This is a genomic window from Pseudomonas sp. GD03875 (genome assembly GCF_029840585.1).
GTDB lineage: Bacteria > Pseudomonadota > Gammaproteobacteria > Pseudomonadales > Pseudomonadaceae > Aquipseudomonas > Aquipseudomonas paralcaligenes.
Window position 1 is genome coordinate 1 of the sequence record NZ_JAOCCV010000029.1, and the last position, 26534, is coordinate 26534.

Annotated in this window: 26 protein-coding genes; 13 read left to right on the forward strand and 13 right to left on the reverse strand. The window is 68.7% G+C overall.

The window, feature by feature from the left end; translation table 11 throughout:
* Positions 1 to 77: 77 nt before the first annotated feature.
* The 3 genes from ppk1 to N5D30_RS20430 all read right to left on the reverse strand — a co-directional run bounded on the left by ppk1 (position 78) and on the right by N5D30_RS20430 (position 4667).
* A complete protein-coding gene (gene ppk1, locus N5D30_RS20420) occupies positions 78 to 2285 on the reverse strand; it encodes a polyphosphate kinase 1 (protein ID WP_279910457.1) in 2208 nt (735 codons plus the stop codon).
* Positions 2286 to 2307: 22 nt separating this feature from the next.
* Complete coding sequence (gene hemB, locus N5D30_RS20425) at positions 2308 to 3321, reverse strand: porphobilinogen synthase (protein ID WP_279910458.1); 1014 nt, start codon at positions 3319 to 3321, stop codon at positions 2308 to 2310.
* A 116-nt stretch (positions 3322 to 3437) separates the two neighbouring features.
* The gene (locus N5D30_RS20430) at positions 3438 to 4667 is read right to left on the reverse strand and encodes a sterol desaturase family protein (protein WP_279910459.1); all 1230 of its coding nucleotides are present in this window, start codon (positions 4665 to 4667) and stop codon (positions 3438 to 3440) included.
* A gap of 162 nt (positions 4668 to 4829) precedes the next feature.
* Here N5D30_RS20430 and elbB point away from each other — a divergent pair, with 162 nt between their 5' ends.
* Entirely contained in the window at positions 4830 to 5495 is a 666-nt protein-coding gene (gene elbB / locus N5D30_RS20435) for an isoprenoid biosynthesis glyoxalase ElbB (protein ID WP_279910460.1), read from the forward strand.
* Between the two features lie 65 nt (positions 5496 to 5560).
* On the opposite strand, the gene N5D30_RS20440 is transcribed toward elbB, so the two are convergent.
* From N5D30_RS20440 to N5D30_RS20455, 4 genes are all read right to left on the reverse strand, one after another.
* A complete protein-coding gene (locus N5D30_RS20440; RefSeq protein WP_279910461.1) occupies positions 5561 to 8425 on the reverse strand; it encodes a class I adenylate cyclase in 2865 nt (954 codons plus the stop codon).
* A 151-nt stretch (positions 8426 to 8576) separates the two neighbouring features.
* The gene (locus tag N5D30_RS20445; RefSeq protein ID WP_220812481.1) at positions 8577 to 8819 is read right to left on the reverse strand and encodes a TIGR02647 family protein; all 243 of its coding nucleotides are present in this window, start codon (positions 8817 to 8819) and stop codon (positions 8577 to 8579) included.
* Positions 8798 to 9604, reverse strand: a complete 807-nt coding sequence (locus N5D30_RS20450; RefSeq protein WP_347881207.1) for a transporter substrate-binding domain-containing protein — start codon at positions 9602 to 9604, stop codon at positions 8798 to 8800. Before N5D30_RS20450 ends, N5D30_RS20445 begins: the two co-directional genes overlap by 22 nt.
* A 117-nt stretch (positions 9605 to 9721) precedes the next feature.
* On the reverse strand, positions 9722 to 9994 hold the full coding sequence (locus N5D30_RS20455) for a hypothetical protein (RefSeq protein ID WP_279910463.1): 273 nt from the start codon (positions 9992 to 9994) through the stop codon (positions 9722 to 9724).
* 130 nt (positions 9995 to 10124) lie between these two features.
* Here N5D30_RS20455 and N5D30_RS20460 point away from each other — a divergent pair, with 130 nt between their 5' ends.
* Entirely contained in the window at positions 10125 to 10784 is a 660-nt protein-coding gene (locus tag N5D30_RS20460; protein ID WP_279910464.1) for a glutathione S-transferase, read from the forward strand.
* Between the two features lie 3 nt (positions 10785 to 10787).
* Here the strand turns inward: N5D30_RS20460 and N5D30_RS20465 are convergent, their stop codons facing one another.
* From N5D30_RS20465 to argH, 4 genes are all read right to left on the reverse strand, one after another.
* Positions 10788 to 11540, reverse strand: a complete 753-nt coding sequence (locus N5D30_RS20465) for an endo alpha-1,4 polygalactosaminidase (protein WP_279910465.1) — start codon at positions 11538 to 11540, stop codon at positions 10788 to 10790.
* Between the two features lie 87 nt (positions 11541 to 11627).
* The gene (locus tag N5D30_RS20470) at positions 11628 to 12107 is read right to left on the reverse strand and encodes a GNAT family N-acetyltransferase (RefSeq protein ID WP_279910466.1); all 480 of its coding nucleotides are present in this window, start codon (positions 12105 to 12107) and stop codon (positions 11628 to 11630) included.
* Between the two features lie 32 nt (positions 12108 to 12139).
* On the reverse strand, positions 12140 to 12694 hold the full coding sequence (locus N5D30_RS20475) for an AAA family ATPase (RefSeq protein WP_279910467.1): 555 nt from the start codon (positions 12692 to 12694) through the stop codon (positions 12140 to 12142).
* A gap of 1 nt (position 12695) precedes the next feature.
* Positions 12696 to 14090 carry an argininosuccinate lyase gene (gene argH / locus N5D30_RS20480; RefSeq protein WP_279910468.1) on the reverse strand — a complete coding sequence of 465 codons (1395 nt, stop codon included), beginning with the start codon at positions 14088 to 14090 and terminating at the stop codon, positions 12696 to 12698.
* A 205-nt stretch (positions 14091 to 14295) separates the two neighbouring features.
* Between argH and N5D30_RS20485 the strand changes: the two genes are divergently transcribed.
* The 8 genes from N5D30_RS20485 to rsd all read left to right on the forward strand — a co-directional run bounded on the left by N5D30_RS20485 (position 14296) and on the right by rsd (position 21580).
* The gene (locus tag N5D30_RS20485) at positions 14296 to 15378 is read left to right on the forward strand and encodes a sensor histidine kinase (protein ID WP_279910469.1); all 1083 of its coding nucleotides are present in this window, start codon (positions 14296 to 14298) and stop codon (positions 15376 to 15378) included.
* Positions 15375 to 16124 carry a LytTR family DNA-binding domain-containing protein gene (locus N5D30_RS20490; protein ID WP_220812488.1) on the forward strand — a complete coding sequence of 250 codons (750 nt, stop codon included), beginning with the start codon at positions 15375 to 15377 and terminating at the stop codon, positions 16122 to 16124. The genes N5D30_RS20485 and N5D30_RS20490 overlap by 4 nt, the downstream gene beginning before the upstream one ends.
* A gap of 93 nt (positions 16125 to 16217) precedes the next feature.
* On the forward strand, positions 16218 to 17138 hold the full coding sequence (gene hemC / locus N5D30_RS20495) for a hydroxymethylbilane synthase (RefSeq protein WP_279910470.1): 921 nt from the start codon (positions 16218 to 16220) through the stop codon (positions 17136 to 17138).
* On the forward strand, positions 17135 to 17917 hold the full coding sequence (locus N5D30_RS20500) for a uroporphyrinogen-III synthase (RefSeq protein WP_279910471.1): 783 nt from the start codon (positions 17135 to 17137) through the stop codon (positions 17915 to 17917). Before hemC ends, N5D30_RS20500 begins: the two co-directional genes overlap by 4 nt.
* Positions 17918 to 17932: 15 nt before the next feature.
* On the forward strand, positions 17933 to 19051 hold the full coding sequence (locus N5D30_RS20505; RefSeq protein WP_279910472.1) for a uroporphyrinogen-III C-methyltransferase: 1119 nt from the start codon (positions 17933 to 17935) through the stop codon (positions 19049 to 19051).
* The gene (locus tag N5D30_RS20510; protein WP_279910474.1) at positions 19048 to 20280 is read left to right on the forward strand and encodes a heme biosynthesis HemY N-terminal domain-containing protein; all 1233 of its coding nucleotides are present in this window, start codon (positions 19048 to 19050) and stop codon (positions 20278 to 20280) included. The genes N5D30_RS20505 and N5D30_RS20510 overlap by 4 nt, the downstream gene beginning before the upstream one ends.
* A gap of 155 nt (positions 20281 to 20435) precedes the next feature.
* Entirely contained in the window at positions 20436 to 20927 is a 492-nt protein-coding gene (locus N5D30_RS20515; RefSeq protein WP_220812493.1) for a disulfide bond formation protein B, read from the forward strand.
* 176 nt (positions 20928 to 21103) lie between these two features.
* Complete coding sequence (gene rsd / locus N5D30_RS20520) at positions 21104 to 21580, forward strand: sigma D regulator (RefSeq protein ID WP_279910475.1); 477 nt, start codon at positions 21104 to 21106, stop codon at positions 21578 to 21580.
* Positions 21581 to 21702: 122 nt separating this feature from the next.
* Here rsd and N5D30_RS20525 read toward each other — a convergent pair whose 3' ends face one another.
* Positions 21703 to 22341 carry an FKBP-type peptidyl-prolyl cis-trans isomerase gene (locus tag N5D30_RS20525; protein ID WP_279910476.1) on the reverse strand — a complete coding sequence of 213 codons (639 nt, stop codon included), beginning with the start codon at positions 22339 to 22341 and terminating at the stop codon, positions 21703 to 21705.
* A gap of 115 nt (positions 22342 to 22456) precedes the next feature.
* On the opposite strand from N5D30_RS20525, the gene N5D30_RS20530 reads away from it, so the two are divergent.
* Entirely contained in the window at positions 22457 to 23515 is a 1059-nt protein-coding gene (locus N5D30_RS20530; RefSeq protein ID WP_279910477.1) for an AlgP family protein, read from the forward strand.
* On the opposite strand, the gene N5D30_RS20535 is transcribed toward N5D30_RS20530, so the two are convergent.
* Positions 23512 to 23955 (reverse strand): TIGR02444 family protein, encoded by a 444-nt coding sequence (locus tag N5D30_RS20535; RefSeq protein WP_279910478.1) that lies wholly within the window; start codon positions 23953 to 23955, stop codon positions 23512 to 23514. The genes N5D30_RS20530 and N5D30_RS20535 overlap by 4 nt on opposite strands.
* 50 nt (positions 23956 to 24005) lie before the next feature.
* Here N5D30_RS20535 and N5D30_RS20540 point away from each other — a divergent pair, with 50 nt between their 5' ends.
* Both N5D30_RS20540 and N5D30_RS20545 read left to right on the forward strand, forming a co-directional pair.
* A complete protein-coding gene (locus tag N5D30_RS20540) occupies positions 24006 to 25916 on the forward strand; it encodes an ATP-binding cassette domain-containing protein (protein WP_279910479.1) in 1911 nt (636 codons plus the stop codon).
* Positions 25916 to 26461, forward strand: coding sequence for a mechanosensitive ion channel family protein (locus N5D30_RS20545; protein ID WP_220812499.1), 546 nt, complete (start codon positions 25916 to 25918; stop codon positions 26459 to 26461). Before N5D30_RS20540 ends, N5D30_RS20545 begins: the two co-directional genes overlap by 1 nt.
* Positions 26462 to 26534 lie beyond the last annotated feature (73 nt).

Here is a 26534-nt window from a genome sequence, read left to right on the forward strand (position 1 = left end):
TCCCACAGGGGCAGACACGAGACATCGCATGAATAAAGGGGAGGCAAATGCCTCCCCTTTCCGTCTACTCGCCTGGCTCAGCGCACCTGCGGCGCGGTCAGTTTCTCCAGCAGCGCCGCCTGGGCGTTGCGCGGGTTGGCGTTGCCGGTGGGGCTGGTGCGCTGGTAGCGGCCGTCCGGCTGCAGCACCCAGGCCTGGGTGTTGTCGGACAGGTAGCTCTCCAGCTCCTTCTTGACCCGGGTGATCAGCTTCTTGCCTTCCATCGGGAAGCAGGTCTCCACCCGCTTGTCGAGGTTGCGCTCCATCCAGTCGGCGCTGGACAGATACAGCTGCTCGTCGCCGCCATTGAGGAAGTAGTAGATGCGGCTGTGCTCGAGGAAGCGGCCGACGATGGAGCGCACGTGGATGTTGTGCGACACGCCGTGCACACCCGGCCGCAGGCAGCACATGCCACGCACCACCAGGTCGATGCGCACGCCCATCTGGCTGGCCTTGTACAGGGCGCGGATGATCTTCGGGTCGGTCAGCGAGTTGACCTTGGCCATGATGTGCGCCGGCTTGCCCTCGCTGGCGAACTGCGCCTCGCGGGCGATCATGTCGAGCAGGGTCTTCTTCAGGGTGAAGGGCGCGTGCAGCAGCTTCTTCATGCGCAGGGTCTTGCCCATGCCGATCAGCTGGTTGAACAGCTTGGACACGTCCTCGCCCAGCGCCTCGTCGGCGGTCAGCAGGCTGTAGTCGGTGTACAGCTTGGCATTGCCGGCGTGGTAGTTGCCGGTGCCGAGGTGGGCGTAGCGGCGCAGCTCGCCGTTCTCGCGGCGCAGGATCAGCATCATCTTGGCGTGGGTCTTGAAGCCGACCACGCCGTAGATCACCACGGCGCCGGCTGCCTGCAGGCGGCTGGCCAGCTGCAGGTTGGATTCCTCGTCGAAGCGCGCGCGCAGCTCGATCACCGCGGTGACCTCCTTGCCGTTGCGCGCCGCTTCCACCAGGGCGTCGACGATTTCCGAGTTGGCGCCGGAGCGGTACAGGGTCTGCTTGATCGCCAGCACGCTGGGGTCCTTGGCGGCCTGACGCAGCAGGTCGATCACCGGGGTGAAGGACTCGAACGGGTGCATCAGCAGGATGTCCTGCTTGCCGACCACGCTGAAGATGTTCTCGGCGTTCTGCAGCAGCTTGGGAATCACCGGGGTGAAGGAGGTGTGCTGCAGCTCCGGGTGGCTCTCCAGCCCGGTAATGCTGAACAGGCGGGTCAGGTTGACCGGGCCGTTGACCCGGTACAGCTCGTTCTCGCTGAGGTTGAACTGCTTGAGCAGGAAGTCCGACAGGTGCTTGGGACAGGTGTCGGCCACTTCCAGGCGCACGGCGTCGCCGTAGCGGCGGCTGAACAGCTCGCCGCGCAGGGCGCGGGCCAGGTCCTCGACGTCCTCGGCGTCCACCGAGAGGTCGGCGTTGCGGGTCAGGCGGAACTGGTAGCAGCCCTTCACGCTCATGCCGTGGAACAAGTCGTCGGCGTGGGCGTGGATCATCGACGACAGGAACACGTAGTTGTCCCCCGCCCCGCCCACTTCCTCGGGCACCCGGATGATGCGCGGCAGCAGGCGCGGCGCCGGGATGATGGCCAGGCCGGAGTCGCGGCCGAAGGCGTCGACGCCCTCCAGCTCGACGATGAAGTTGAGGCTCTTGTTCACCAGCAGCGGGAACGGGTGGGTCGGGTCGAGGCCGATCGGCGTGATGATCGGCGCGATCTCGTCGCGGAAGTAGCGGCGCACCCAAGTCTTCAGCTTGGTGGTCCAGTGGCGGCGGCGGATGAAGTTGATCTGATGCTTGGCCAGCGCCGGCAGCAGCACGTCGTTGAGCAGCGCGTACTGGCGCTCGACCTGCTCGTGGGCGATCTCGGAGATGCGCGACAGCACCTGGCTGGGCAGCAGGCCGTCGGCGCCGGCCTGCTCGCGGGCGAAATTGATCTGTTTCTTCAGGCCGGCGACGCGGATCTCGAAGAACTCGTCGAGGTTGCTGGAGAAGATCAGCAGGAACTTGAGCCGCTCGAGCAGCGGGTAGGACTCGTCCAGCGCCTGCTCCAGCACGCGGATGTTGAACTGCAGCTGGGACAGCTCGCGATGGATGTACAGGCTGCTGTCGTCCAGGCCCGGGATCGGCGGCGGCGGCGCGGGGGCCGGTTCCGGCTCGGGCGCGGCCACCTCGGCCACGACTTCCTCCGGCGCCTGGGGCTCGACCTCGAGCTGGGCGTCGGCGATCTGGGTCTTGCTGAGTCCCTCGGTATTCATGCCTTGCTTCCCTGGGGCGGCTTCAGCGCCCCTCGTTCAAGAGTTCTGCCGCACGTACGGCGAAATAGGTGAGGATGCCATCGGCACCCGCGCGTTTGAAGGCGGTCAACGATTCGAGGATCACCGCCTCGGACAGCCAGCCGTTCTGGATCGCGGCCATGTGCATGGCGTACTCGCCACTGACCTGGTAGGCGAAGGTCGGCACCCGGTAGGTGTCCTTCACCCGCCAGACGATGTCCAGGTAGGGCATGCCCGGCTTGACCATGACCATGTCGGCGCCTTCGGCCAGGTCCGCCGCCACTTCGTGCAGCGCCTCGTCGCCGTTGGCCGGGTCCATCTGGAAGCTGGCCTTGTTGGCCTTGCCGAGGTTGGCGGCCGAGCCGACCGCGTCGCGGAACGGGCCGTAGTAGGCGCTGGCGTACTTGGCCGAGTAGGCCATGATGCGCACGTTGTGCTGGTCGGCCAGTTCCAGGGCCTCGCGGATGGCCTGGATGCGCCCGTCCATCATGTCCGACGGCGCCACCACCTGGGCACCCGCCTCGGCGTGGGACAGCGCCTGCCTGACCAGGGCGTCCACGGTCACGTCGTTCATCACGTAGCCGTCGTCGTCGAGGATGCCGTCCTGGCCGTGGGTGGTGAAGGGGTCCAGGGCCACGTCGCTGATCACCCCCAGTTCCGGGAACCGGGCACGCAGGGCGCGGATGGCGCGCTGGGCGATGCCGTCCGGGTTCCAGGCCTCGGCGCCATCGAGCGACTTCTTCTCCAGCGGGGTCACCGGGAACAGCGCCAGGGCCGGGATGCCCAGCGCCAACCAGCGTTCGGCCGCCTCGAGCAGCAGGTCGATGGACAGGCGCTCGACGCCCGGCATGGACGGGACCGCCTCGCGGCGGTTCTCACCGTCGAGGACGAATACCGGCAGGATCAGGTCGTCGGTGGTCAGCACGTTCTCGCGCACCAGGCGACGGGAAAACTCGTCACGGCGGTTGCGACGCAGGCGGGTGGCGGGGAACAGGCGATTGGCGGGGGTAAAGCTCACGGCGGACTCCAGAACCCGCACAGCGGGCGAGTGTGACAGTTGTACCCGGCCATTATGACCAAATAATGACTGCCACACCCAGACTGCGACGGGGGGCCGCAGTTCCCTGGCGCCGGTCAGGCCATCTGCGGCTGCGCCCCTCGTGGCCACGCCAGCCAGACCAGGCTGAACAGGCTCCAGGCCGCCAGCAGCGCCCAGGGCAGACCGCCGGCCTCGACCAGGCCGACCTGCTGGGCCCAGAGCAGCGCCGGCAGGTTGAGGACCAGGCGCAGCGCCTCCAGCGCGCGGGCGAACGGCCGGTTCTCCAGCCAGGCGCCGATGCAGTAGAGGCCGAAGGCCACCCACAGCCACGCTCCGGCCAGCACACCCAGGCCCTGCTGCGAGGCCTCGGCGAGCAGGGCGCTGGTGCCGGCCACGTAAGTGGCGAACTGCAGCGCGGCGTAGAGCTTCTGGCCGCGCGACAGCGGCACCTCGAACTTGCGGAAAGCGGCCAGGTCCGGCTTCTCCACGGGCCAGCGCGCCGCCACGTCGGCCGGGCGCCAGCCGGTGGGCATGAACCAGATGCGCAGCCTGTCCCACCAGGAGCCGGCGCGCACGGCGTCGCGCCACAGCTGCGCGTAGAACTGCAGGTTGGCCCACAGCGGGTTCCAGCTGCGCAGCGGCACGGTCACGCCGAACACCACCGGATGCTCGTCCAGCTCCTCCTGAAAGGTGCCGAACAGGCGATCCCAAAGGATGAACACGCCACCGTAGTTACGGTCCATGTAGACAGGATTCTGCGCATGATGGACCCGGTGGTTGGAGGGGCTGACGAAGAACCACTCGAACCAGCCCAGCTTGGGCACGTGCCGGGTGTGCACCCAGAACTGGTACAGCAGGTTCAGCGCGGCGACGGTGACGAACACCAGCGGCGGCACGCCGGCCACGGCCATCGGCAGGTAGAACACCCAGCCCAGGAGGAATCCGGTGCTGGTCTGGCGCAGCGCGGTGGTGAGGTTGTAGTCCTCGCTCTGGTGATGCACCACGTGGGACGCCCAGAGCACGTTGCGCTCGTGGCCGAGGCGGTGGTTCCAGTAGTAGCAGAAGTCGTAGAACACGAACGCCAGCACCCAGACCCAGGGCGCATCGGGTAGCTCGGTCAGGTGCAGGTGCTCGTAGGCGAAGGCGTAACCGAGCACGGCGATGGCCTTGCTCAGCAGGCCGCTGGCCTGGGACAGCACACCGGCGCTGAGGCTGTTCAGCGAGTCGGCCAGGCGGTAGGTGCTGACCCCGCGCAGGCGATCGGCGAGCAGCTCGGCGGCGATGAGCAGGAAGAAGAAGGGTACGGCAAGCAGGATCAGGTTCATGGTTCGGCACGGTGCGGTTGACCTAAGCTGATCCTAGACCCGCCCGCCCCGCCGTTCGCGGCGGCGGGTGCCAGCCCGGGTGGCATTTGGCGACAGGCAGTCGCTCGACGCTGTCGCGGGCTATCGGACACAATGAAGCATCGAGTCCCTCTGGAGAAAAGCATGCACAAACGAGTCGCGGTCATCCTTTCCGGCTGTGGCGTCTACGACGGCGCGGAAATCCACGAAAGCGTCATCACCCTGCTGCGCCTGGACCAGCGCGGCGCCCAGGTCCAGTGCTTCGCCCCCAATATCGCGCAGATGCATGTGATCAACCACCTCACCGGCGAGGAAATGCCGGAGACCCGCAACGTGCTCACCGAGGCCGCGCGCCTCGCCCGCGGCGACGTGCTGGACGTGCGCGAGCTCAAGGTCGACCAGTTCGACGCGCTGATCCTGCCGGGCGGCTTCGGCGTCGCCAAGAATCTCTCCAACTTCGCCGTGGAAGGCGCCAACTGCAGCGTCCAGCCGGACGTGCTGGCCGCCGCCCAGGCCTTCGCCCAGGCCGGCAAGCCGGTGGGGCTGATCTGCATCGCCCCCGCCCTGGCGGCGAAGATCTACGGCGAAGGCGTGGTCTGCACCCTGGGCGCCGAGGACGACCCGGCCGTGGAGGGCCTCAAGGCCATGGGCGGCCGCCATGCCGAGTGCGTGGTGGAAGACATCGTCGAGGACCCCGAGCGCAAGCTGGTCAGCACCCCGGCCTACATGCTGGCCGAATCCATCGCCCAGGCCGCGTCCGGCATCAACAAGCTGGTCGACCGCGTGCTGGAGCTGACCCAGCCGCAGTAGCCCGCAGAAGCGATCGGTGCGCCCTACCCCGTAGGGTGCGCCGTGCGCACCGCAGCCTTGCCACCTCAGGCGCTCTGCAACGCCCTGTTCAACGCCCCTTCCAGTTCCGCCTTGTAGCGCAGGTAGTGGATGGTCTGCGCCTGGCCGTCGCCCAGCACCCGCGACAGGTCGAGGTCGGTGATGTAGCAGGGATAGCGCTCCGCGCCCCGGCGCTGGGCCAGGATGTGGCGGGCCACGGCGCCGAACAGCTCGGCGCCGTATTCCAGTTCGGAAAACTCCCGGTGGTTGCAGTACAGGGTGACATGCGCCCGCCCGCCGTCCGCCGGCTCGACGATGGCCTGCACGTCATAGAAGGAATGGCTGGCAGTCGCCTGCGGCGGCGCGCGGCGCTCCAGATGGCGGGCGCGCTGCGGCGGCGCCGGCAGCACCTCGTAAAACAACACCTCCAGCGGCGCCGACGGCAGCGGGCTGTCCAGCGGCAGCAGCGCGTTGCGCCGGTACAGCACCGACTGCAGGAAGCGCTGCAGCGGCGTCAGCAGACTCTGCTCGTCGCGGAACGGCAGGCGCTGACGCCACAGGGCGTTGAACTCGTCCAGCAGCGTCAGCTCGGCCTGCTCGCCATCCACCCGGTAGAACACCTGGATGCACTGCGGCCGGCCCAGCGGCAGGATCAGCGCCAGGTCCTCGCCCTCCAGGGCGTGGCGGTCCAAGTGCAGCGGGCTGTAGGCGGCCTGCTCCTCGCCCAGGTGCTCGATCAGGCTCGGCAGGTCGCTCAGGGCCGCGTGGCTGACCTGGCCCGGCAGCAGTTCGAGGACGTGATAACGCTGCTGCACCTGCAGCAGGTAGCGGCTGTTGGGCACGTCGCCCAGGCTGGACAGGGCGTCCTGGAACAACTCCTCGACCCGCTGGGCGATGGCCTGGGCGCGGTTGCGGCAGAAGCAGCGCACCTTCAGGCTGGGGCGACGGCCGCTTTCCGGCAGCGCGTTGAGGTAGTCGCGCAGGCAGTCGAGCAGGGCATGCGGCCCGTCGTAGCGGCTGACCATCAGCTCGTTCCAGCTGTTCAGGCTGATCTGGTCGAGGGTCAGCACCAGGTTCTCGCGCACGCCGGAGTAGCCCAGCGAGTCGGTGCGCCCGGTGGTCAGGTGCACGTTGAGCTGGCTGTGGGCCTTGAGCGGGTCGATGCCGACGTTGACCAGCAGCAGCACCTCGGCGGGCTCGGCGGCGTGCAGCAGGGAGTCCTCGTTCACCGGCGGCAGCGGCAGCGGCACGCTCTGCTGCAGGCTGCCGAGCAGGCTGGACAGCTCGAACTCGGTCAGGTCGCTGTCGCCGGGGTGCAGCGACAGCCGCGTGCTGGGGTCGATCACGCCGTTGCGGTGGCACCAGGCGAGCAGCTCGACCAGGTGGCGGGCGCGCTTGAGCGGCGCGAAGTCCGGCCACTCCTGGTTGTTCAGGCTGCCCTGGTAGAGTCCCCACTGGGTCTCCCCTTCTGCCTCCGGGCTAGGGCTGCGCACCAGGGTCAGGGTGTCCTCGGCCAGGTCCGGGGCGATGCCCGGGTTGATGAACTCGATCTTGCCCGCCTTGCGCTCGAAGGCGGCGTACAGGCGCCGGCCGAGCACGCCGAGGTCGCGGTTGTTGAGCGGGCTGGCGGCCTGTTCATTGCGGGCGAACTGGGACAGGAAGCGGTAGCTGTAGGTCAGCTCGTTGACCAGCGCCCGGCGCTCGGCGCTGACCTGGCGCACCTTCCACTGGCTGCGGCTGTCGAGCATGGCCAGCTCGCGCTGGCTCCAGTGCCACTCGCCGGTGAGGCGCTCGAACAGCAGGCGCTGCCAGCTCTTGGCGCGCTGCCGCGGCGGCACGCTGAGCTTCTTGCCGACCTTGAGGTAGAGGCAGCGGCGGATCAGCTCCAGGCGCTCCAGTTCGCCGCGGGCGGTGAGGTACTCCTCCAGCCGGCGGTACACCACGATGTAGGGGTCCAGCTCGTCCAGGTCCAGGCGGTTGGCGTACACCGCCTTCTTGAAGCGCAGGCTCAGGCACTCCACCTGGGGGTGCTCGCTGGCGTAGACCTCGGTCAGCAGCAGCTTGAGCACCGATTTGTAGGGCGAGTCGATGCCCTTGAACAACTGCCACATGCCGGCACCGATGAACTCGCCCGGCGGGATGCGCGCCAGGTGGCCCAGGTCCAGCACCTCGTCGGCGCGGACGAAGCGCTTGCTCAGCAGGGCGTGGGTATAGCCGCGGTAGTTGGCCTCCTCGTACACCGGCACCAGCCACCACAGCGGCGTGCGCCCGCCGAGCCAGATGGCGGTGCGGTAGAACTCGTCGAGCAGCAGGTAATGCTGGGTGGTGCCGCAGTCGTCGGAGGTCAGCTGCGCCTCGCGGTCGCCCTGGGTGTAGCGCGCCGGGTCGATCAGGAAGCAGTGCACCTCGGCGCCCTGGGTGGCGGCCCAGGCCTCCAGCAGGTCGCACTTGCGGCGCAGCTCGGCCAGAGCGCGAGGGTCCAGCTCGGGGTCGTGGCACACCCACAGGTCCATGTCGCTCTGTTCGGCCTGGGCCACCGTGCCCAGGCTGCCCATCAGGAACAGGCCGTGGATCGGCGTCGGCGGCTTGCCGACCAGCGGGCCGCCGCGGCGCGCCTTGTAGGTGAAGGAGCGGGTAAGGCGCTGGGCCTCGGCGAGCAGTTCGTCGCTCGGCTCGAAGCCGGACAGCCCCGCCGGTGCGCTGGCCGAGACGTAGCCCGGGAGCAGCGGGTGGTTCACATGGAACAGCAGCGGCAGCAGCTTGAGCACCAACTGCTGGCGCGTCGACAGCCCCTGCATGGCCCGGTCCAGGCGCCCGCCGTTGATCTTCAGGAAGCGCGCGCGCAGCTGCGCCATGACCTTGCGGTCGATGCCGTCTGCAATGTCCGGGCGGATTTCCTGGGTGCGCGTCATGTACTGCTCGAAGCGTGATTGGCAGCAAGACTACCAGCGCGCAGGGCGCCTGGCAGCTGTTCATGACCAGTGTATCGGCGGCTGCCGACCGCCGCTGAAGGGAAGCAGCCGGGGGCCGTCCGCCGTCGGGCGGGACGACCCTCGCGGGGGATCAGGCGGGCTGCGGGCAGAGGATGGTCAGCAGCGCCTGGGCATGCTCGGCGGCGTCCAGCCCCAGGCTGGTAAGGTAGCCGCCGTCCGCCTGGGTGACCAGGCCCTTCTCGTGCAGGCGGGTGATGGCCGCCTGCGCGCGCGAGGAGGCGTTGTTGTGCACCTTGAGCCCCTCCTGGTGGTTGTCGAGGTTGTACAGGGCGAGGATTTCCAGTTCCGCGATCAGTTCCGGGGTGTAGGCCATGTCTGCTCCGCTTTCTTGTTATGGGAGTGGGTGTTCCAGAGTGTAGCGTCCGAGGCGCGGTTCGCCGCGCCGTCGTGATGCCAGCGTTCGAGAATCCGCCGGTAGCGGTCGTCGGCGCGGATGCGCCGCATGCCCTCGTCGAAGCGCTGCTGCAGCAGCTCCGCGCTCGGGTGGTGGCGGGAGAAACTGAGGTACAGCTGCGGCTGGTGGACGGTGGCGACGGGCACGAAGCGCCCCTGCAGCTCGGCGTGCTGCTGGAACAGCGCCTGGGCGGTGCCGCGGAAGGCCACGGTGTAGTCCACCCGCCCCCGGTCCAGCATGAGGAAGCCGTTGAGGTCGCGGCGCACCGGCACGCGCACGGGGCGCTGGTCGCTGTCGAAGCGGCTGCCGTACTCGTAGCCGATGGTCACCGCCACCCGCTGGCCGGCCAGGGCCTCGGGCGTTTCGACCGGCGCAGCGCCGGCCCTCGCCCAGAGCAAGATGTCATCGCTGAACAGCGCTTCGCTGGGCAGCCGGTATTCGGCGACGATGCGGGCATCGGGAGAGGTGTTGAAGCAGCCGGCCAGCTGCCCGGTGCGGGTCAGCTCCATGCAGCGGGCGTAGGGATAGGGCAGCAGCTCGATGCGGGTATCGCTGGCGGCGAAGGCGGCGCGCACGATGTCGACCGACAGTCCCTGGACCTGGCCGTCGCGGTAGGCAGTGAAGGGATACCAGTCATCCTCGGCGCCGATGTTATAGACCTCCTCCGCCCGGGCCGCCGGGGCCAGGAGCAGCAGGGCCAGCAGGCAGGCCGCCGGAGAAAGAGTCCATACGCGTAAGTCCAAGATGCACCCGCCGGAACTGGATGCGGTCAACTTAGCAGCCGCATCGCGCCGACGGAATAGACCTTGGTCAAACGAGGATCATTCCTCCGGCAGGGTCGGCAGGGCGCGCAGCATCTGCTCGTAGCCGTCGCGGTCGAAGGGGCGGTCCTCGCGCAGCATGGCGTCGATCTCGTGGGCGAGCACCAGGGCCATCAGTTCGAGGATTTCCTCGCGTTCGTAGCCGACCAGGGTCAGCTTGTTGTAGACGGCCTTGGCCGCCGGTGGATCGTCCGCCTCGAGCTGGTTCTCGATGGCCTGGACCAGGGTGGCCTCGGCGAAGGCTTCTTCGTCGTTGTCGTCGTGTTCGCTCATGGCGGCTCCTCGATAGCAGGCCGGCAGTGTGCCACGGCCGGGTGAAGGTCGCGCCATTCAGCCGTCTGATGGAGCGCCGCCTGCGGGCCGGCCGGGCTATAAAGAGCCTTTCCCTGCCCGGTACGGACTCATGCTCAGACTCCACGGCTTCGCCGTCAGCAACTACTACAACATGGTTCACCTGGCCCTGCTGGAGAAGGGGCTCGCATTCGAGACGGCCACCGTCTACGGCAGCCAGGACGAGGCCTTCCTCGCCATCAGCCCGCGCGGCAAGGTGCCGGTGCTGGAGACCGAGCACGGCTACATCAGCGAGACCAGCGCCATCCTCGACTACCTGGAAGAGCTCGGCGAAGGCCGCCCGCTGCTGCCGGACACGCCCTACGAGCGGGCCCAGGTGCGTGCGCTGGTCAAGGAGATCGAGCTGTACATCGAACTGCCGGCGCGCACCTGCTACCCGGAGGCGTTCTTCCGCAACCCGGTGGATGCGGCGATCAAGGACAAGGCCCGCGCCGAGCTGCAGGCCGGCATCGCCACGCTCAAGCGCCACGGCCGCTTCGCGCCCTACGTCGCAGGCGAGCGGTTCAGCCTGGCCGACCTGTACTTCCTCTACAGCGTCGACCTGGCCGAGGTAGTGGCGAGCCGCGTGCTCGGCTTCGAGCTGCTGGAGGACTTTCCCGCCGCCCGCGACCTGCTCGCCCGGTTGCAGGAGAACCCGCACGTGCAGGCCATCGCGGCGGAGAAGGCGGCCGGCATGGCCGGCTTCATGGCCTTCCTCAAGAGCAAGGCCTGAGGCTCAGGGGCAAGGCTTGCCGGTACCCTTTAGATCCAGGTTGAAGAACTGCAGGCCGAATCCCGAAGCCTTGGCACTGCGGCAAAGCCTGGCGTCGTAGGCGCGGTATTCGGCGATGAAGATCGGCTTGCCCTGCCTCCGCATGGCCGCGTAACCGCCGCACTCCTCGTACCGGTAACAGCTCTCGTTAACCGCGAAGTCGAAGTGATCGGCCAGCTGCGGCAGCAGATCGACGGCATTCTTCAGACCGACGCTGAGGTCGCGCTTGTGCGCCTCCGCAGCCAGCCAGCGGTTGAAGTCGACCTGCTGCGCCCTGGTCAGCGCGAGGCCGTTATCGTTGGCATAGCCATCCACGTTATCCGGGTCGACACCGCTGCAGCCTTTGCTACGCGCCAGGTCCAGGCGCTTGGCCAGAAGCGAGCGCACATCGCTGCGACGGTAGTCCAGCCAACGCTCGCCAGGCCAATCCGGCAGAGGCTTGCCGATGGCGGCCTTGGGATAGAGCTTGGCGTCGCTGCGCCAATCCTCCCAGGTTCCGGCGCTGAAGTAGCAGACGACGATGCGGCCCTGCGCCTTGAGATTGGCGATGGTCTGCGTCGGGGTATCGTACAGATCTATGTCGTAGACCTGGCGATCAGGTGTCTGCAGCGTGCCATTGAGTTGCAGATGCCAGCTGACGTAGGCGGGAATGGCCAGTGGAGCTGCCGAGGCGAAGGCCGGATAAAGCAAGGCGAGGGAAATGAATAGCGAGCGCATGGCAGGCAGCCTGACTACAGCCGAAAGTAGTCGCCAACATACGTGAGCCCCGCTACCAGCCCAAGCACCTAGCGCCAGACGGCCGCCTTAATAGGCGGCAAAGTCGACCAGGGCCTGGCCGGTCAGCCGGTAGGTGGTCCACTCATCCTGCGGGCGGGCGCCGAAGGAGCGGTAGAAGTCGATGGCCGGCTGGTTCCAGTCCAGCACCGACCACTCGAAGCGGCCGCAGCCACGCTCCACGGCGATCCGCGCCAGGTGCCGCAGCAGCGCCTTGCCGGCTCCGCAGCCGCGCTGGGCCGGGTCGACGTAGAGGTCTTCCAGATACAGGCCGTGTTTGCCCAGCCAGGTGGAATAGTTGAAGAAGTACACGGCGTAGCCGATCGGCTCGCCGTCGCGCTCGCAGATCAGAGCGTGGCTGGTGCTGCCCTCGCCGAACAGGCTGTCGCGCAGGCCGGCGGCGTCGGTCTTCACCTCGTGCTCGGCCTTCTCGTAGATGGCCAGGTCGATGATCAGGCGCAGGATCAGCTCGGCGTCCGCGGCCGTGGCGGGACGGATATGCAGGGACATGCGGGGTCTCCCGAAGATGTATGAAAGGGGCGCTAGCGGGTCGGCAGGCTCGCCAGGAAGCGTTCGACGGCCCGGCGCGAGTCCAGCCGCACGTAGCGCCGGGACGGCGGTGACGTGCGCATTTCCTCGCCGTAGCGCTGCCGGTAGATCGGGTGGCGGGTCCAGGCCCAGGCCAGGATCGACTGCTCGGGGGTGAGGCGGAACAGGTTGGCCCAGCGTTCGCGGTTGCCGTTCCACAGGGTCTGGCGCAGCACCAGGCGCTTGAGCGTGCGCGGGATCAGCTGGCGCATCACCGCCACCCGTGGCAGGTCCAGCCAGATCACCATGTCCGCCCGCTCCAGCACCTGCGGGCGCACCGCGGAATAGCTGCCTTCCACCACCCAGCCCTCGCCCTCCAGGGCCTCGCCGACCACCTGCTTGAACTGCTCGGTGGGCAGCGGCTGCCAGCCGGGCTGGTGGTACAGGGCGTCCAGCTCCACGTGGCGGTAGCCCAGCTGCCGGGCCAGCCGGCGCGCCAGGGTGGTCTTGCCCGAGCCCGAGCAGCCGACCACCGAGATGCGCCGACCCGGCGCCACCGCCTCGCTCATCTCAGCGCTGCGCCAGCAGCTCCTTGCCACGCGCCACGGCGGCGCGCACCTGATTGGGCGCGGTGCCGCCGATGTGGTCGCGGGCGTTGACCGAGCCTTCCAGGGTCAGCACGGCGAACACGTCGTCGCCAATCTGGTCGCTGAACCGGCGCAGTTCGTCCAGGCTCATCTCGGCCAGGTCCTTGCCGCTCTCGACGCCGTACTTCACAGCATGACCAACGATCTCGTGGCAGTCGCGGAACGGCAGGCCCTTGCGCACCAGATAGTCGGCCAGGTCGGTGGCGGTGGAGAAGCCGCGGCGGGCCGCCTCACGCATGATCTCGCGCCTGGGTTTGATCGCTGGGACCATGTCGGCGAAGGCACGGAGGCTGTCGCGCAGGGTGTCTGCAGCGTCGAACAGCGGCTCCTTGTCCTCCTGATTGTCCTTGTTGTAGGCCAGCGGCTGGCCCTTCATCAGGGTCAGCAGGCCGGTCAGCGCGCCGAACACGCGGCCCGACTTGCCGCGCACCAGCTCCGGCACGTCCGGGTTCTTCTTCTGCGGCATGATCGAGGAACCGGTGCAGAAGCGGTCCGGCAGATCAATGAACTGGAACTGGGCCGAAGTCCACAGCACCAGTTCCTCGGAGAAGCGCGACAGGTGCATCATCGCCAGCGAGGCGGCGGCGCAGAATTCGATGGCGAAGTCGCGGTCCGACACGCCGTCCAGCGAGTTGCCGCCCACGGCGTCGAAACCGAGCAGTTCGGCGGTGATCTCGCGGGCGATCGGGTAGGTGGTGCCGGCCAGGGCGGCGGAGCCCAGCGGCATGCGGTTGACCCGCTTGCGGCAGTCGACCAGGCGCTCGTGGTCGCGGCTGAGCATCTCGAACCAGGCCAGCAGGTGATGACCGAAGGTCACCGGTTGGGCGGTCTGCAGGTGAGTGAAGCCGGGCATGATGGTGTCGGCCTCGGCCTCGGCCAGGCCGAGCAGGCCCTGCTGCAGGCGGGTGATCTCGGCCAGGATGATGTCGATCTCGTCGCGCAGCCACAGGCGGATGTCGGTGGCCACCTGGTCGTTGCGCGAGCGGCCGGTGTGCAGCTTCTTGCCGGTGACGCCGATGCGGTCGGTCAGGCGCGCCTCGATGTTCATGTGCACGTCTTCCAGGTCCACGCGCCAGTCGAACTGGCCGGCCTCGATCTCGGCCTGGATCTGCTTCAGGCCGGCCTCGATGGCGTCGCGCTCCTCGTTGCTCAGCACGCCGACCCTGGCCAGCATGGTGGCGTGGGCGATGGAGCCCATGATGTCGTGGCGGTAGAGGCGCTTGTCGAAGTCGACGGAGGCGGTGAAGCGGGCGACGAAGGCGTCGACGGGCTCGCTGAAGCGGCCGCCCCAGGACTGGTTGGTCTTCTCAAGGCTCATGGCAGAACTCGCGGGACTGGGCAGGCGCGGCGCCTGCGGAACGGACAGGATGCCGATGATAACAGCCTTGCCGGGAAAACCGAGACCGGGTCGATCTGCATGCTCCGTCACAGTTTTCGGCGACGAACGGCATTTGGGTGCCGGTTTTGCTCCGGCCGGAGCGATCCGGCTTGTCGCCTCGCTGGCGCGGAAGGAAACTGCGCGGATGAAAACTCAATGGTTCAACCGGGGACGAACCAAGGCCCCGCACGACGACTTCTTCCTGCCGGAACTGTGCGAGCCCGAGGCGCTGCTCAGCCTGGTGCTGCTGGCCGAACTGCTGGTGCTCGTGCTGGTGCTTTCCGAACCGATGGTGCAGGGCTTCAACTGGGTGCGCCTGGCCCTGACCTCGCTGTTCGTGCAATGGATCGTGCTGCTCTCCGCCGCCCTGCTGTGCAGCCTGCGGCCGCTGCTGGCGCGCCTGCGCGCGGCGCTGGCCGGCTGCCTGTGCTGCGCCCTGGTGGTGGCGCTGACGCTGGGCTGCACGGCGGTGGCCGATCACTACGAACTGGGCGGGCCGCTGCCGCGCGACGGCGAGGTCAACCTGTACCTGCGCCATGCGCTGATCAGCCTGATCATGTCGGCGCTGCTGCTGCGCTACTTCTACCTGCAGAGCCAGTGGCGCCGGCAGCAGCAGGCCGAACTGCAGGCGCGCATCGAATCGCTGCAGGCGCGCATCCGCCCGCACTTCCTGTTCAACAGTCTGAACAGCATCGCCAGCCTGGTGGCCATCGACCCGGTCAAGGCCGAGCAGGCGGTGCTCGACCTCTCCGACCTGTTCCGCGCCAGCCTGGCCAAGCCCGGCAACCTGGTCGCCTGGAGCGACGAACTGGAACTGGCGCGGCGCTATCTGTCGATCGAGCACTACCGCCTCGGCGACCGGCTACAGTTGGAATGGCAGGTGGACGACGTGCCGCCGGACCTGCCGATTCCCCAGCTGACGTTGCAGCCGCTGCTGGAGAACGCGCTGATCTACGGCATCCAGCCACGCATCGAAGGGGGCCTGGTGCGAATCGAAGCGGAATACCGCAACGGGGTGTTCCAGCTCTGCGTGAGCAACCCCTTCGAGGAAGAAGCCGAGCGGCAACCGTCGCGCGGCACCCGGCAGGCCCTGGTGAACATCGACGCGCGACTGGCGGCACTTTTCGGCCCTGGCGCGAGTCTCAGCGTGGACCGCCGTGACGGGCGCCACTTCACCTGTCTACGCTATCCTTGTTCGAGACCCATGCAGGAAGCCCGAGCAATATGAATGTGCTGATCGTCGATGACGAACCCCTTGCCCGCGAGCGCCTGGCCCGCATGGTCGGCGAACTCGACGGCTACCGTGTCCTCGAGCCCTCGGCCAGCAATGGCGAAGAGGCGCTGGCGCTGGTCGACAGCCTGCGACCGGACGTGATTCTGCTGGATATCCGCATGCCCGGCCTCGACGGCCTGCAGGTAGCGGCCAGACTCTGCGAGCGCGAGGCGCCGCCCGCGGTGATCTTCTGCACCGCCCATGATGAATTCGCCCTGGAGGCCTTCGACGTCAGCGCCGTCGGCTACCTGGTCAAGCCGGTGCGCCCCGAGGCGCTCGCCGCCGCGCTGAAGAAGGCCGAGCGGCCCAACCGCGTGCAACTCGCCGCCCTCACCCGACCGGCCGCCGGCGGCAACGGCGCCGGCCCGCGCAGCCACATCAGCGCGCGGACCCGCAAGGGCATCGAGCTGATCCCGCTGGAACAGGTGATCTTCTTCATCGCCGACCACAAGTACGTGACCCTGCGCCACGAAGGCGGCGAGGTGCTGCTGGACGAACCGCTCAAGGCGCTGGAGGACGAATTCGGCGACCGCTTCGTGCGCATTCACCGCAACGCCCTGGTCGCCCGCGAGCGCATCGAGCGCCTGCAGCGCACCCCGCTCGGCCATTTCCAGCTCTACCTGAAGGGCCTGGGCGGCGACGCCCTGACCGTCAGCCGGCGCCACGTGGCCGGTGTGCGCAAGCTGATGCACAGCCTCTGAAGCAGGCGGCGGACGCTCCTGCGGCGTTCCGCCTGCCGGCTTCCGGCGACCATCCTGCTATCATCGCCGGCAGTCCGTTTCCTGGAATTGCCCATGCCCCGCGAAATCCGCATCGCCACCCGTAAGAGCGCCCTGGCCCTGTGGCAGGCCGAATACGTCAAAGCCCGCCTGGAACAGGCCCATCCCGGCCTCGTGGTCAGCCTGGTGCCCATGGTCAGCCGGGGCGACAAACTACTCGACGCGCCGCTGGCGAAGATCGGAGGCAAGGGCCTGTTCGTCAAGGAACTGGAAACCGCCCTGCTGGACAACGAGGCCGACATCGCCGTGCACTCCATGAAGGACGTGCCGATGGACTTCCCCGAGGGGCTGGGCCTGTTCTGCATCTGCGAGCGCGAGGACCCGCGCGACGCCTTCGTATCCAACACCCATGACAGCCTCGACGCCCTGCCGGCCGGCAGCGTGGTCGGCACCTCCAGCCTGCGTCGCCAGGCCCAGCTGCTGGCGCGCCGGCCGGACCTGAAAATCCAGTTCCTGCGCGGCAACGTCAACACCCGCCTGGCCAAGCTGGACGCCAGCGAATACGACGCCATCATCCTCGCCGCCGCCGGCCTGATCCGCCTCGGCTTCGAGGAGCGCATCCGCGCCTCGATCAGCGTCGACGACAGCCTGCCCGCGGGCGGCCAGGGCGCCGTGGGTATCGAATGCCGCAGCGCCGACAGCGAGATCCACGCCCTGCTGGCACCGCTGCACCACGCCGAGACCGCCGCCCGGGTCACCGCCGAGCGCGCGCTGAACAAGCGCCTCAACGGCGGCTGCCAGGTGCCCATCGCCTGCTACGCCCTGCTCGAAGGCGAGCAACTGTGGCTGCGCGGCCTGGTCGGCCAGCCCGACGGCGGCCTGCTGCTGCGCGCCGAAGGCCGTGGCGCCGACGCCGAAGCCCTCGGCGAACAGGTGGCCGAGCAACTCCTGGCCCAGGGCGCCGAGGCCATCCTCAGGGCGGTGTACGGCGAGTGACCGGCTGGCGCCTGCTGCTGACCCGTCCGGCCGCCGAGTGCGCGGCGCTGGCCGCCACCCTGGCCGCGGCCGGCGTGTTCAGCCGCAGCCTGCCGCTGCTGGAGACCGAGCCCCTGGCGGAGTCGCCCGAGCAACACGCCACCCTCCTCGAACTGGAGCGCTACGACGCCGTGGTCGTGGTCAGCAAGCCGGCCGCGCGCCTGGGCCTGGCGCTGCTGGCGCGCCACTGGCCACGCCCGCCGACCAACCCGCGCTGGTTCAGCGTGGGCGCCGCCACCGCACGGATTCTCGACGACTACCTGACGCCCCACGGCCTGGCCGCCTGCTGCCCGGATAGCGGCGACGACAGCGAGGCCCTGCTGGCCCTGCCGCAGTTGGCAGCAGCCCTCGCAGGTCCGAACCCGCGCGTGCTGATCATGCGCGGCGAGGGCGGCCGCGAACTGATCGCCGACACCCTGCGCGGGCTTGGCGCGACGGTCGACTATCTGGAACTCTATCGCCGTGTGCAGCCTCAATACCCTGCCGGTACGCTGGTGCGAGTGATCGAGGACGCCCGCCTGAACGCCCTGCTGGTCAGCAGCGCGCAGGGCCTGGACAACCTCCGCCAGCTGGCTGCAGAAGCCTGGCCGGAGCTGACTGAGCTACCCTTGCTGGTGCCCAGCCCGCGCGTGGCCGACATGGCCCGCGCGGCCGGCGCCCGGCAGGTCATCGATTGTCGCGGCGCCAGCGCCGCGGCGGTTCTGGAGGCCCTGCGCGCCCACCCGGCGCCGGCCCACTAAGCAAAGGAAGGACATGTGAGCGAGACAGCCCCCCAGATCAGCGAACAGAATCCGCAAGCCCCGACGCTTCCCCCGCCCGCCGCACCCAGCGCTAAGGGCCGCGGCCCGGCCTGGCTGGCGCTGCTGATCGGCCTGGGCGCCCTCGGCCTGGCCGGCTGGAGCGCCTGGCAGCTGCACCAGCAGCGGGACCAGGCGGCGCAGCAGCTGACCCAGTTCCAGCAGGCCGGCGACGCCGCCCAGGCCCGGGTCAAGGACACCGAGGACCGGGTAGCGAAACGCCTGGCCGGCCTGCCCACCGCCGACGACCTGGCGACCCAGCGCGACCTGCTGGTGAGCCTGCAGGGCGAGCAGCAGCGCCTGTCCCAGAGCCTGTCCGGCCTGCTCGGCAAGAGCCGCGAGGACTGGCGCCTGGCCGAGGCCGAACACCTCCTGCGCCTGGCCATGCTGCGGCTCTCCGCCCTGCAGGACGTGGACAGCGCGGTGGCGCTGGTGCAGGGCGCCGACGACATCCTGCGGGCACAGAACGACCCGCAGGCCTTCGCCGCCCGCGGCGAGCTGATCAAGGTGCTGGAGGCACTGCGCGGCCTGCCGCAGGTGGATCGCTCCGGCCTATTCCTGCAACTGGCGGCGCTGCGCGACCAGGTTGCCCAGCTGCAGATGCTAGCGCCCGAGTACATCCTGCCGGTGGAAACCACCGACACGGCCAACGCCAGCGACAGCAGCCGCTGGGAAACGCTGTGGCAGGAGCTGTCGCGCTACGTGCGCATCGACCTGCACGCCGACCAGGACGTGCGCCCGCAACTGGCCGGGCAGAGCCTGGCCCAGGTGCGCCTGACCCTGGCGCTGGCGCTGGAACAGGCCCAGTGGGGCGCCCTCAACGGCGACCAGGAGGTCTATCGTCACGCCCTGGCCTCGGCCAACGAGGTGCTGGACACCTACTTCGACCGCGACAACCAGGCCGTGCAGGCGATGCAGAAACGCATCGGCGAACTGACCGGGCAACAGGTGGTGACCCGCCTGCCCGGGCTGGACGACGCACTCGGCACCCTGCAGGCCTACATCAAGCGCCGCGAGGCCGCCGAACTCGCGCCCGAAGGCGAAGCCGAGGCCACCAGCGAAGGGGACGGACAATGATCCGCGCTGTCCTGCTCCTGATCCTGGTGGTGGCCGCGGCCACCCTGCTCGGCCTGGCCATCGCCGAACACAGCGGCTACGTGCTGATCGCCTGGAAGGGCCTGCGCTACGAATCCAGCCTGTGGGTGTTCCTGCTGCTGATCGCCCTCGCCGTGCTGCTGGTGTGGGCGCTGCGCTGGCTGAGCCGGCTGCTGCTGGTGTCCGGCTCGCTGGTCAATCCCTGGTCGCGGCGCCAGCGCGGGCGGCGTAGCCGGCTGGCGGCGGAAAAGGGCCTGCTCGACCTGATCGAGGGCCGCTGGGAGCGCGCCATCCGGCACCTGCGCCTGGCCGCCGAAGGCGACCGTCAGCCGCTGATGTACTACCTCGGCGCGGCACGCGCCGCGCAGAAGCTGGGGCGCACCGAGGAGAGCGAGGCCCTGCTGGAAAGCGCCCTGCAGCGCCAGCCCCAGGCCGAACTGGCGATCGCCCTGACCCATGCCGAGCTGCAGCGCGAGCGCGGCGACCTGGCCGGCGCGCTGGACACCCTGCAGGCCATGCGCGAGCGTCATCCCCACCATCACCTGGTGCTGGAACAGCTGCAGAGCGCCCTGGCCGAACGCGGCGACTGGGCGGCGCTGCTCGACCTGCTGCCGGAACTGAAGAAGGCCAAGGTGCTGGACGCCGAGGCGCTGGCCGAGCTGGAACGCAAGGTCTGGATCGCCCGGTTGCAGACCGCCGGAGAGCACGGCCTGGACCAGGGCGAACTGGCCCTGCAGCCGCTCACCTCGGCCTGGCAGCAGCTGTCCTCATCGCAGCGCCAGAACCCGGAGCTGCTGGTCGCCTATGCCGGCCAGCTGCGCGCGCTGGGCGCCCAGGAAGAAGCCGAGGAAGCGCTGCGCAAGGCGCTCAAGCACCACTACGACACCCGCCTGGTGCGCCTCTACGGCCAGGTCCGCGGCCGCGACCCGGGGCGCCAGTTGCAAACCGCCGAGGACCTGCTCAAGCAGCATCCTCAGGACCCGGTGCTGCTGCTCAGCCTGGGCCGCCTGTGCCTGCAGAACGAACTGTGGGGCAAGGCCCGCGAGTACCTGGAGATCAGCCTGGAGTTCTCCCGCAATCCCGAGACCTGCGCCGAACTGGCGCGCCTGCTGGCCAGCCAAGGCCACCTGCAAGAGAGCAACCGCCTGTTGCAGGAAATGCTCGTCCTGCAGGGACAGCACCTGCCCTCCCTGCCGCAACCGGCCCACTGATCGCGCGGCCGCGCCATCCCCCAATGGCGCGGCCGCAGCGTGCCGGCAGCCTGACATGCGGCGCCCTGCCGCTGACGGAGAGCCCTCCCGCGCCTTGAAAGGCCTGCCGGCTTTCCTCTACCGTAGGCGCCTTTCCCGTACCGCTTGGAGTCATCATGGCGCTCGCCACCCCGCGTTCCCTGTTCCTGCTCGCCTTCCTCGGCTGCCTGGCCCTGATGGGTGGAGCCCTCTACCTGGAACATGTGGTCGGCCTGAATCCCTGCCCGATGTGCGTCGTCCAGCGCATCTTCGTCATCCTCTTCGCCCTGGTCTGCCTGATCGCCGCCATCCACGGTCCGCAGCGCATCGGCCGCCGGGTGTACGCCGTGCTGGCGCTGCTGTTCGCCGCCGGTGGCGCGGGCACCGCGGCGCGCCAGGTGTGGCTGCAGAACGTACCGGCCGACCAGCTGGAAGCCTGCCTGCCGAGCCTGGAGTTCATGATGGAGGCCTTGCCGCTGCAGGAGATCGTGCGCCTGGTGTTCCACGGCACCGCCGACTGCGCCGAAGTGACCTGGACCCTGTTCGGTCTCAGCGTGCCGGAATGGAGCCTGCTGGCCTTCATCGGCATGATCCTGTTCGCCCTGTTCCAGCTGCTGCGCCGCGGCTGAATCCTTTCCCGACCGGGATGACTTGATGCCCGCGCCGAGTGGGCATACTCTGGCCCGACGCCTCGCCAGTAATCCGCCGTTCTCGACGAGGTGATCCCCGAGGATCCACGAGCTGACAATAAAATGCCTCGGGGCTGGCGTATTCAGCATTCACCAGTAGGGAAGTGAGGGACATCATGCTCGAGAGCTGCCAGAACGCCCAGGAACGCTGGGGCGGTGTACACCAGCTGATCGACCGCTGGCTGCAGGAACGCCACGAACTGGTGAGCGCCTTCGGCTCGCTCAGCGATGCCTCCGGGAGCGCCGCGACCCACAACGAGGACGTACAGCGCTTCTGCCAGATTCTGGTCGACTACGTGTCGGCCGGCCACTTCGAGGTCTACGAACAGCTCACGGTCGAGGCCAAGGCCTTCGGCGATCAGCGCGGTCTGGAACTGGCCAAGCAGATTTACCCGCGCATCGAGGCCATCACCGAAGTGGCGCTGGCGTTCAACGACCGTTGCGACAGTGGCGACTACCGCGATGGCGCCGCTCTCGATGGAGAGCTCAAGCGACTGGGGCAACTGCTGCACGAGCGCTTTGAACTGGAAGACTGCCTCATCGAAGTGCTGCACAACGCCCACCAGCACCAGGCCATGACCGCACCGCTCTGAGCGCTGCGCACGAACAGAAAAAAGCCGCCTTCCGAGGCGGCTTTTTCATGTAGGGCGGGTGAAACCCGCGGGATAGTACGCGGGTTTCACCCGCCCTACCCGCCGCCCATTTTCATGAGCAATCAGTCGGCCACGTCCAGCAGCTCGACCTCGAACACCAGCGGCGCGTTCGGCGGGATCAGATCGCCGGCGCCCTCCTCGCCATACGCCTGCGCCGCCGGAATGACCACGCGCCAGCGAGCGCCCACCGGCATCTGCCGCAGCGCGGTCTGCCAGCCGGGAATCAGCGCGCCGAGACGGAACCACTGCGGCCCTTCGCTCTGGTCGAACAGGCTGCCGTCGGCCAGCTCGCCGCGATAGCTGACCTTCACCCGGCTGCTCGCTTGCGGCTTTCTGCCGCTGCCGGGACGCAGCTCGCGCACCAGTACGCCACCCTCGAGTTCGCGCACGCCGTGGCGGGATTTCTCCGTGGCCAGGAAGCGACCCTCGGCCATTCGCGCCTGCTCGTCGCGACTCTCGGAAAGGTGGCGCTCATGGGCATCGAGCAGCGCATCGATGCGCTCCGGCGGCAGACGCAGCGCATCGCCCCGATAGGCCTGGCGCAGCCCTTCGAGCAGTGCCTCCAGCGGCAGCCCGGGCACCTCGCCACGCAGCCTTTCACCCAGCCGCGCACCCAGGCTGTAGGCCAGATCCTCGTCCTGATTCGCGGCCGGCGACAGGGCGGGAAACAGGCACAGCAACAACAGGGAAAGACGCAGCATGGTGGAAGTCTCCGCGGAATTTGCCGGCGATTATGCCCGATGCCCTCACAGGCCCTAGCGACGGCGATGGCGGCCGTCTAGTATGGGGGCACCAACGTCCGTTAGGAGGCATATCATGCCGGCGAAGAACAAGAAGTCCGTCAGTACCCCTTTGCATCTGCTTCAGCAACTGTCCCATAGCCTGCTCGAACATTTGGAAAAGGCCTGCACCCAGGCTCTGGTCGACGCCGAAGAACTGCTGACCAAGCTGGAAAAACAGCGCGGCAAGGCGCAGGAAAAACTCCACGAATCCCGGACCAAACTGCAGGACGCGGTCAAGGCCGGCAAGGCCAAGGCCCAGAGCAAGGCGAAGGATGCGGTGGCCGAACTGGAAGACCTGCTCGCCAGCGTCAAGACCCGCCAGGCCGAGACCCGCACCTACATCGTCCAGCTCAAGCGCGATGCCCAGCAGAGCCTGAAACTGGCGCAGGGCGTGGGCAAGGTACGCGAAGCCGCGGCCAAGGCCCTCGACAGCCGCGCCACGGAAAAGCCTGCCGCGACGCCGGCCAGCAAACCGGCCGCGAAGAAGGCCACCACCAAGCCGGCGGCGAAACCCGCGGCCAAGGCGACCACCAAACCAGCTGCGAAACCCGCGACCAAGGCCGCAGCCAAACCTGCCGCCAAGAGCACAGCGGCCAAGCCGGCCACGAAGGCAGCCGCCAAACCGGCAGCGAAGCCCGCAGTCAAGAGCGCTGCCAAACCAGCAGCAGCCAAGGCACCGGCCAAGGCCACCGCCGCCAAGCCGGCGTCCAAGCCCACAGCGAAACCAGCCGCAAAACCCGCTGCCAAGACCACGGCCAAACCGGCTGCAGCCAAAGCGCCGGCCAAGGCCGTCACCGCCAAGCCGGCTTCCAAGCCCGCGGCAAAACCGGCCGCCAAGCCAGCCGCAAAACCGGCGACCAAAGCCGCAGCCAAGCCTGCCCCCAAGGCAGCCGAAAAACCGGCGGCGAAGCCCGCCGCGAAGAAACCGGCCGCGGCCAAACCGGCAGCCGCCAAGCCGGTCGCCAAACCCGCGGCCAAGCCCGCCACACCTGCGGCAGCCAAGCCGGCGACTCCCGCCAGCACCACCACCTCGGCACCCGCGACCACCGCTGCCGCAACCAGCGGCAACGGCAGCACTCCGCCCAGCGCTTAATCCGGGTCGATGGCGGCGCGCAGCTCGCGCGCCTCGCCTTCGCTCACCACCAGGCGCTCCAACCAGGCCACGGCTTCGTCCGTGGCCTGCCATTTCCGGGTCGCCGCTTCCAGTCGCCCGAGCAACTCGCGCTCGGCCTCCAGCTCCAGCGCCTTGACCTGCTCGCGCAGACGCGTCCACTGCGGGTCGTCCGCCGCCGCCGTCTTCCAGCCACGGCGCAACTCGCGCAGCGGCTGCACCACCTGGCGCTGCCAGGGTTCGGCGATGGCGCGCAGCTGTCCAAGACGCTCCTCGCCGCAGGCCACCCCACGCCGCTCCAGCCACAGGGCGCAGAGCAGCAGGCAAACATCGGCGCCGCCCTCCTGCAGGCGCAGGCAGGTCCGCTCGACGTTTGGGCGGGCGTAGGTGGCGAGCGCGAAGCTCCACAGATCAGTCGGCATGCGGCTCTCCGGGCGGCGACGGGGGGAAGCTGGTAGACTCCGCGGCCATTATGATCCGACTCCTGAACCTCACTCTACAGCGCGGTCCGCAACGCCTGCTCGAAGGCGCCGAACTGACTCTGCACGCCGGCCAGAAGGTCGGTCTCATCGGTGCCAACGGCGCCGGCAAATCCAGCCTGTTCGCCCTGCTGCGCGGCGAACTCGGCCCCGACGCCGGCGACTGCCAGCTGCCGGCCGACTGGCGCATCGCCCACATGCGCCAGGAAGTGGACGACCTCGAACGCCTGGCCGTCGACTACGTGCTCGACGGCGATGCCCACCTGCGCGCCATCCAGGCCGAACTGGCCCGGGCCGAGCAGGCCCACGACGGCGGCGCCATCGCCCGCCTGCACACCGAACTCGACAACGCCCAGGGCTACACGGCCGACGCCCGCGCACGCAAGCTGCTGGCCGGCCTCGGCTTCACCAATGAGCAGATGGACAAGCGCGTCGGCGACTTCTCCGGCGGCTGGCGCATGCGCCTGAACCTGGCCCAGGCACTGATGTGCCCGTCCGAACTGCTGCTGCTCGACGAGCCGACCAACCACCTCGACCTCGACGCCATCCTCTGGCTGGAAGAGTGGCTGAAGAGCTACCCCGGCACCCTGTTGCTGATCTCCCACGACCGCGACTTCCTCGACGCCGTGGTCGATCACGTGGCCCATCTGGAACAGCAGAAGCTGACCCTCTACCGTGGTGGCTACTCGGCCTTCGAGCGCACCCGCGTCGAGCGCCTGGCGCAGCAGCAGCAGGCCTACGAGAAGCAGCAGGCGCAGCGCGCCCACATGGAAGACTTCATCCGCCGCTTCAAGGCCAAGGCGACCAAGGCCCGCCAGGCGCAGAGCCGGATCAAGGCGCTGGAGCGCCTGGAGGAACTCGCGCCGGCCCATGTCGATTCGCCCTTCGACTTCGCCTTCCGCGAGGCGGACAAGGTCTCCAGCCCGCTGCTGAACCTGTCCGAGGCGCGCCTCGGCTATGGCGACAAAACGGTGCTGGACAAGGTCAAGCTGAGCCTCGCCCCCGGCGCGCGGATCGGCCTGCTCGGCCCCAACGGCGCGGGCAAGTCGACCCTGATAAAGACCCTGGCCGGCGACCTCACGGTGCTCGGCGGCAGCCTGGCGCGCGGCGAGAACCTGGCCATCGGCTACTTCGCCCAGCACCAGCTCGACGCCCTCGACCCCAAGGCCAGCCCGCTGCTGCACCTGCAACGCATCGCCCCGGGCGAGCGCGAACAGACCCTGCGCGACTTCCTCGGCGGCTTCGACTTCCGCGGCAACCGCTGCGACGAGCCGGTGCTGAACTTCTCCGGCGGCGAGAAGGCGCGCCTGGCGCTGGCCCTGATCGCCTGGCAGAAGCCCAACCTGCTGCTGCTCGACGAACCGACCAACCACCTCGACCTGGAAATGCGCCTGGCCCTGACCATGGCCCTGCAGAACTTCGCCGGCGCCGTGCTGGTGGTGTCCCACGATCGTCACCTGCTGAAGAGCACCACCGACGAGTTCCTGCTGGTGGCCGACGGACGCATCCAGCCGTTCGAGGGCGACCTCGACGACTACGCCCGCTGGCTGATCGACTACCGCGCGCGCCAGCAGCCCCAGACCGCCAGCGCACCGACCGCGGACAAGACCGACAAGCGCGCCCAGCGCCAGGCCGCCGCCGCCCTGCGCCAGCAGCTGGCACCGCACCGGCGCGAGGCGGAGAGGCTGGAGAAGGAACTGGGCAAGGTCCAGGAGAAGCTCGCCGGCGTCGAGGAAAGGCTCGGCGACAGCGGCCTGTACGAGGCCGCCCGCAAGGACGAGCTGCGCGACCTGCTGGCCGAGCAGGCGCGCCTGAAGACCGGCGAATGTGAGCTGGAGGAACGCTGGCTGCTGGCGCTGGAGACCCTGGAAGACCTGCAGCGCCAGCTGGAGGAGGCCGACTGATGGAAGAACTGCAACTGCTCACCGCCTGGCGCGAACCCCTGATCCTGGCCGGCCAGGTGCTGCTGATCCTGCTCCTGGCGTGGCTGGCCCAGCGCCTGGTGACCCGCGGCATCACCCGCCTCGGCACTCGCTACGCCATGCTGCCGCAGGAAGTGCTGATGCCGCTTCGCGGCCTGCTGCGCTGGCTGATCATGGGCAGCGCGCTGATGCTGGTACTGGAGCGCCTAGGCGTGTCCGCGGAGGTGCTGTGGACCGCGCTCACCGGCTTCGCCGCCGTGGCGGCGGTAGCCTTCTTCGCCATCTGGAGCGTGCTGTCCAACATGTTCTGCGCCCTGCTGATCTTCAGCATGGGGCCGTTCCGCCTGGGCGACACCGTGGAGCTGATCGAAAACGCCGACAAGCCGGGAGTGAAGGGCCGGGTGATCTCCATCAACCTGTTCTACACCACGCTGGAAGACCTGACCAACGACGAAGGCGCGCGCGGCGCCCTGCTGCAGGTGCCCAACAGCCTGTTCTTCCAGCGCTCGGTGCGGCGCTGGCGCTGAGCGGGGCTGGCCGCTGACGCGGCGGAGGCGTAGGCTGTTGCGCCTGCCCCTTCCCGCTCCTCCGAGGTATTCG

What these genes read in the sequence shown, in the direction of transcription:
- N5D30_RS20540 (WP_279910479.1), top strand. Translation starts at nt 24,006, where the DNA reads ATGATCCGACTCCTGAACCTCACTCTACAGCGCGGTCCGCAACGCCTG.
- N5D30_RS20490 (WP_220812488.1), top strand. Translation starts at nt 15,375, where the DNA reads ATGAATGTGCTGATCGTCGATGACGAACCCCTTGCCCGCGAGCGCCTG.
- N5D30_RS20545 (WP_220812499.1), top strand. Translation starts at nt 25,916, where the DNA reads ATGGAAGAACTGCAACTGCTCACCGCCTGGCGCGAACCCCTGATCCTG.
- N5D30_RS20530 (WP_279910477.1), top strand. Translation starts at nt 22,457, where the DNA reads ATGCCGGCGAAGAACAAGAAGTCCGTCAGTACCCCTTTGCATCTGCTT.
- N5D30_RS20455 (WP_279910463.1), bottom strand. Translation starts at nt 9,994, where the DNA reads ATGAGCGAACACGACGACAACGACGAAGAAGCCTTCGCCGAGGCCACC.
- N5D30_RS20430 (WP_279910459.1), bottom strand. Translation starts at nt 4,667, where the DNA reads ATGAACCTGATCCTGCTTGCCGTACCCTTCTTCTTCCTGCTCATCGCC.
- elbB (WP_279910460.1), top strand. Translation starts at nt 4,830, where the DNA reads ATGCACAAACGAGTCGCGGTCATCCTTTCCGGCTGTGGCGTCTACGAC.
- rsd (WP_279910475.1), top strand. Translation starts at nt 21,104, where the DNA reads ATGCTCGAGAGCTGCCAGAACGCCCAGGAACGCTGGGGCGGTGTACAC.
- N5D30_RS20510 (WP_279910474.1), top strand. Translation starts at nt 19,048, where the DNA reads ATGATCCGCGCTGTCCTGCTCCTGATCCTGGTGGTGGCCGCGGCCACC.
- N5D30_RS20465 (WP_279910465.1), bottom strand. Translation starts at nt 11,540, where the DNA reads ATGCGCTCGCTATTCATTTCCCTCGCCTTGCTTTATCCGGCCTTCGCC.
- hemC (WP_279910470.1), top strand. Translation starts at nt 16,218, where the DNA reads ATGCCCCGCGAAATCCGCATCGCCACCCGTAAGAGCGCCCTGGCCCTG.
- N5D30_RS20440 (WP_279910461.1), bottom strand. Translation starts at nt 8,425, where the DNA reads ATGACGCGCACCCAGGAAATCCGCCCGGACATTGCAGACGGCATCGAC.
- ppk1 (WP_279910457.1), bottom strand. Translation starts at nt 2,285, where the DNA reads ATGAATACCGAGGGACTCAGCAAGACCCAGATCGCCGACGCCCAGCTC.
- N5D30_RS20535 (WP_279910478.1), bottom strand. Translation starts at nt 23,955, where the DNA reads ATGCCGACTGATCTGTGGAGCTTCGCGCTCGCCACCTACGCCCGCCCA.
- N5D30_RS20470 (WP_279910466.1), bottom strand. Translation starts at nt 12,107, where the DNA reads ATGTCCCTGCATATCCGTCCCGCCACGGCCGCGGACGCCGAGCTGATC.
- argH (WP_279910468.1), bottom strand. Translation starts at nt 14,090, where the DNA reads ATGAGCCTTGAGAAGACCAACCAGTCCTGGGGCGGCCGCTTCAGCGAG.
- N5D30_RS20525 (WP_279910476.1), bottom strand. Translation starts at nt 22,341, where the DNA reads ATGCTGCGTCTTTCCCTGTTGTTGCTGTGCCTGTTTCCCGCCCTGTCG.
- N5D30_RS20515 (WP_220812493.1), top strand. Translation starts at nt 20,436, where the DNA reads ATGGCGCTCGCCACCCCGCGTTCCCTGTTCCTGCTCGCCTTCCTCGGC.
- N5D30_RS20475 (WP_279910467.1), bottom strand. Translation starts at nt 12,694, where the DNA reads ATGAGCGAGGCGGTGGCGCCGGGTCGGCGCATCTCGGTGGTCGGCTGC.
- N5D30_RS20485 (WP_279910469.1), top strand. Translation starts at nt 14,296, where the DNA reads ATGAAAACTCAATGGTTCAACCGGGGACGAACCAAGGCCCCGCACGAC.
- N5D30_RS20460 (WP_279910464.1), top strand. Translation starts at nt 10,125, where the DNA reads ATGCTCAGACTCCACGGCTTCGCCGTCAGCAACTACTACAACATGGTT.
- N5D30_RS20445 (WP_220812481.1), bottom strand. Translation starts at nt 8,819, where the DNA reads ATGGCCTACACCCCGGAACTGATCGCGGAACTGGAAATCCTCGCCCTG.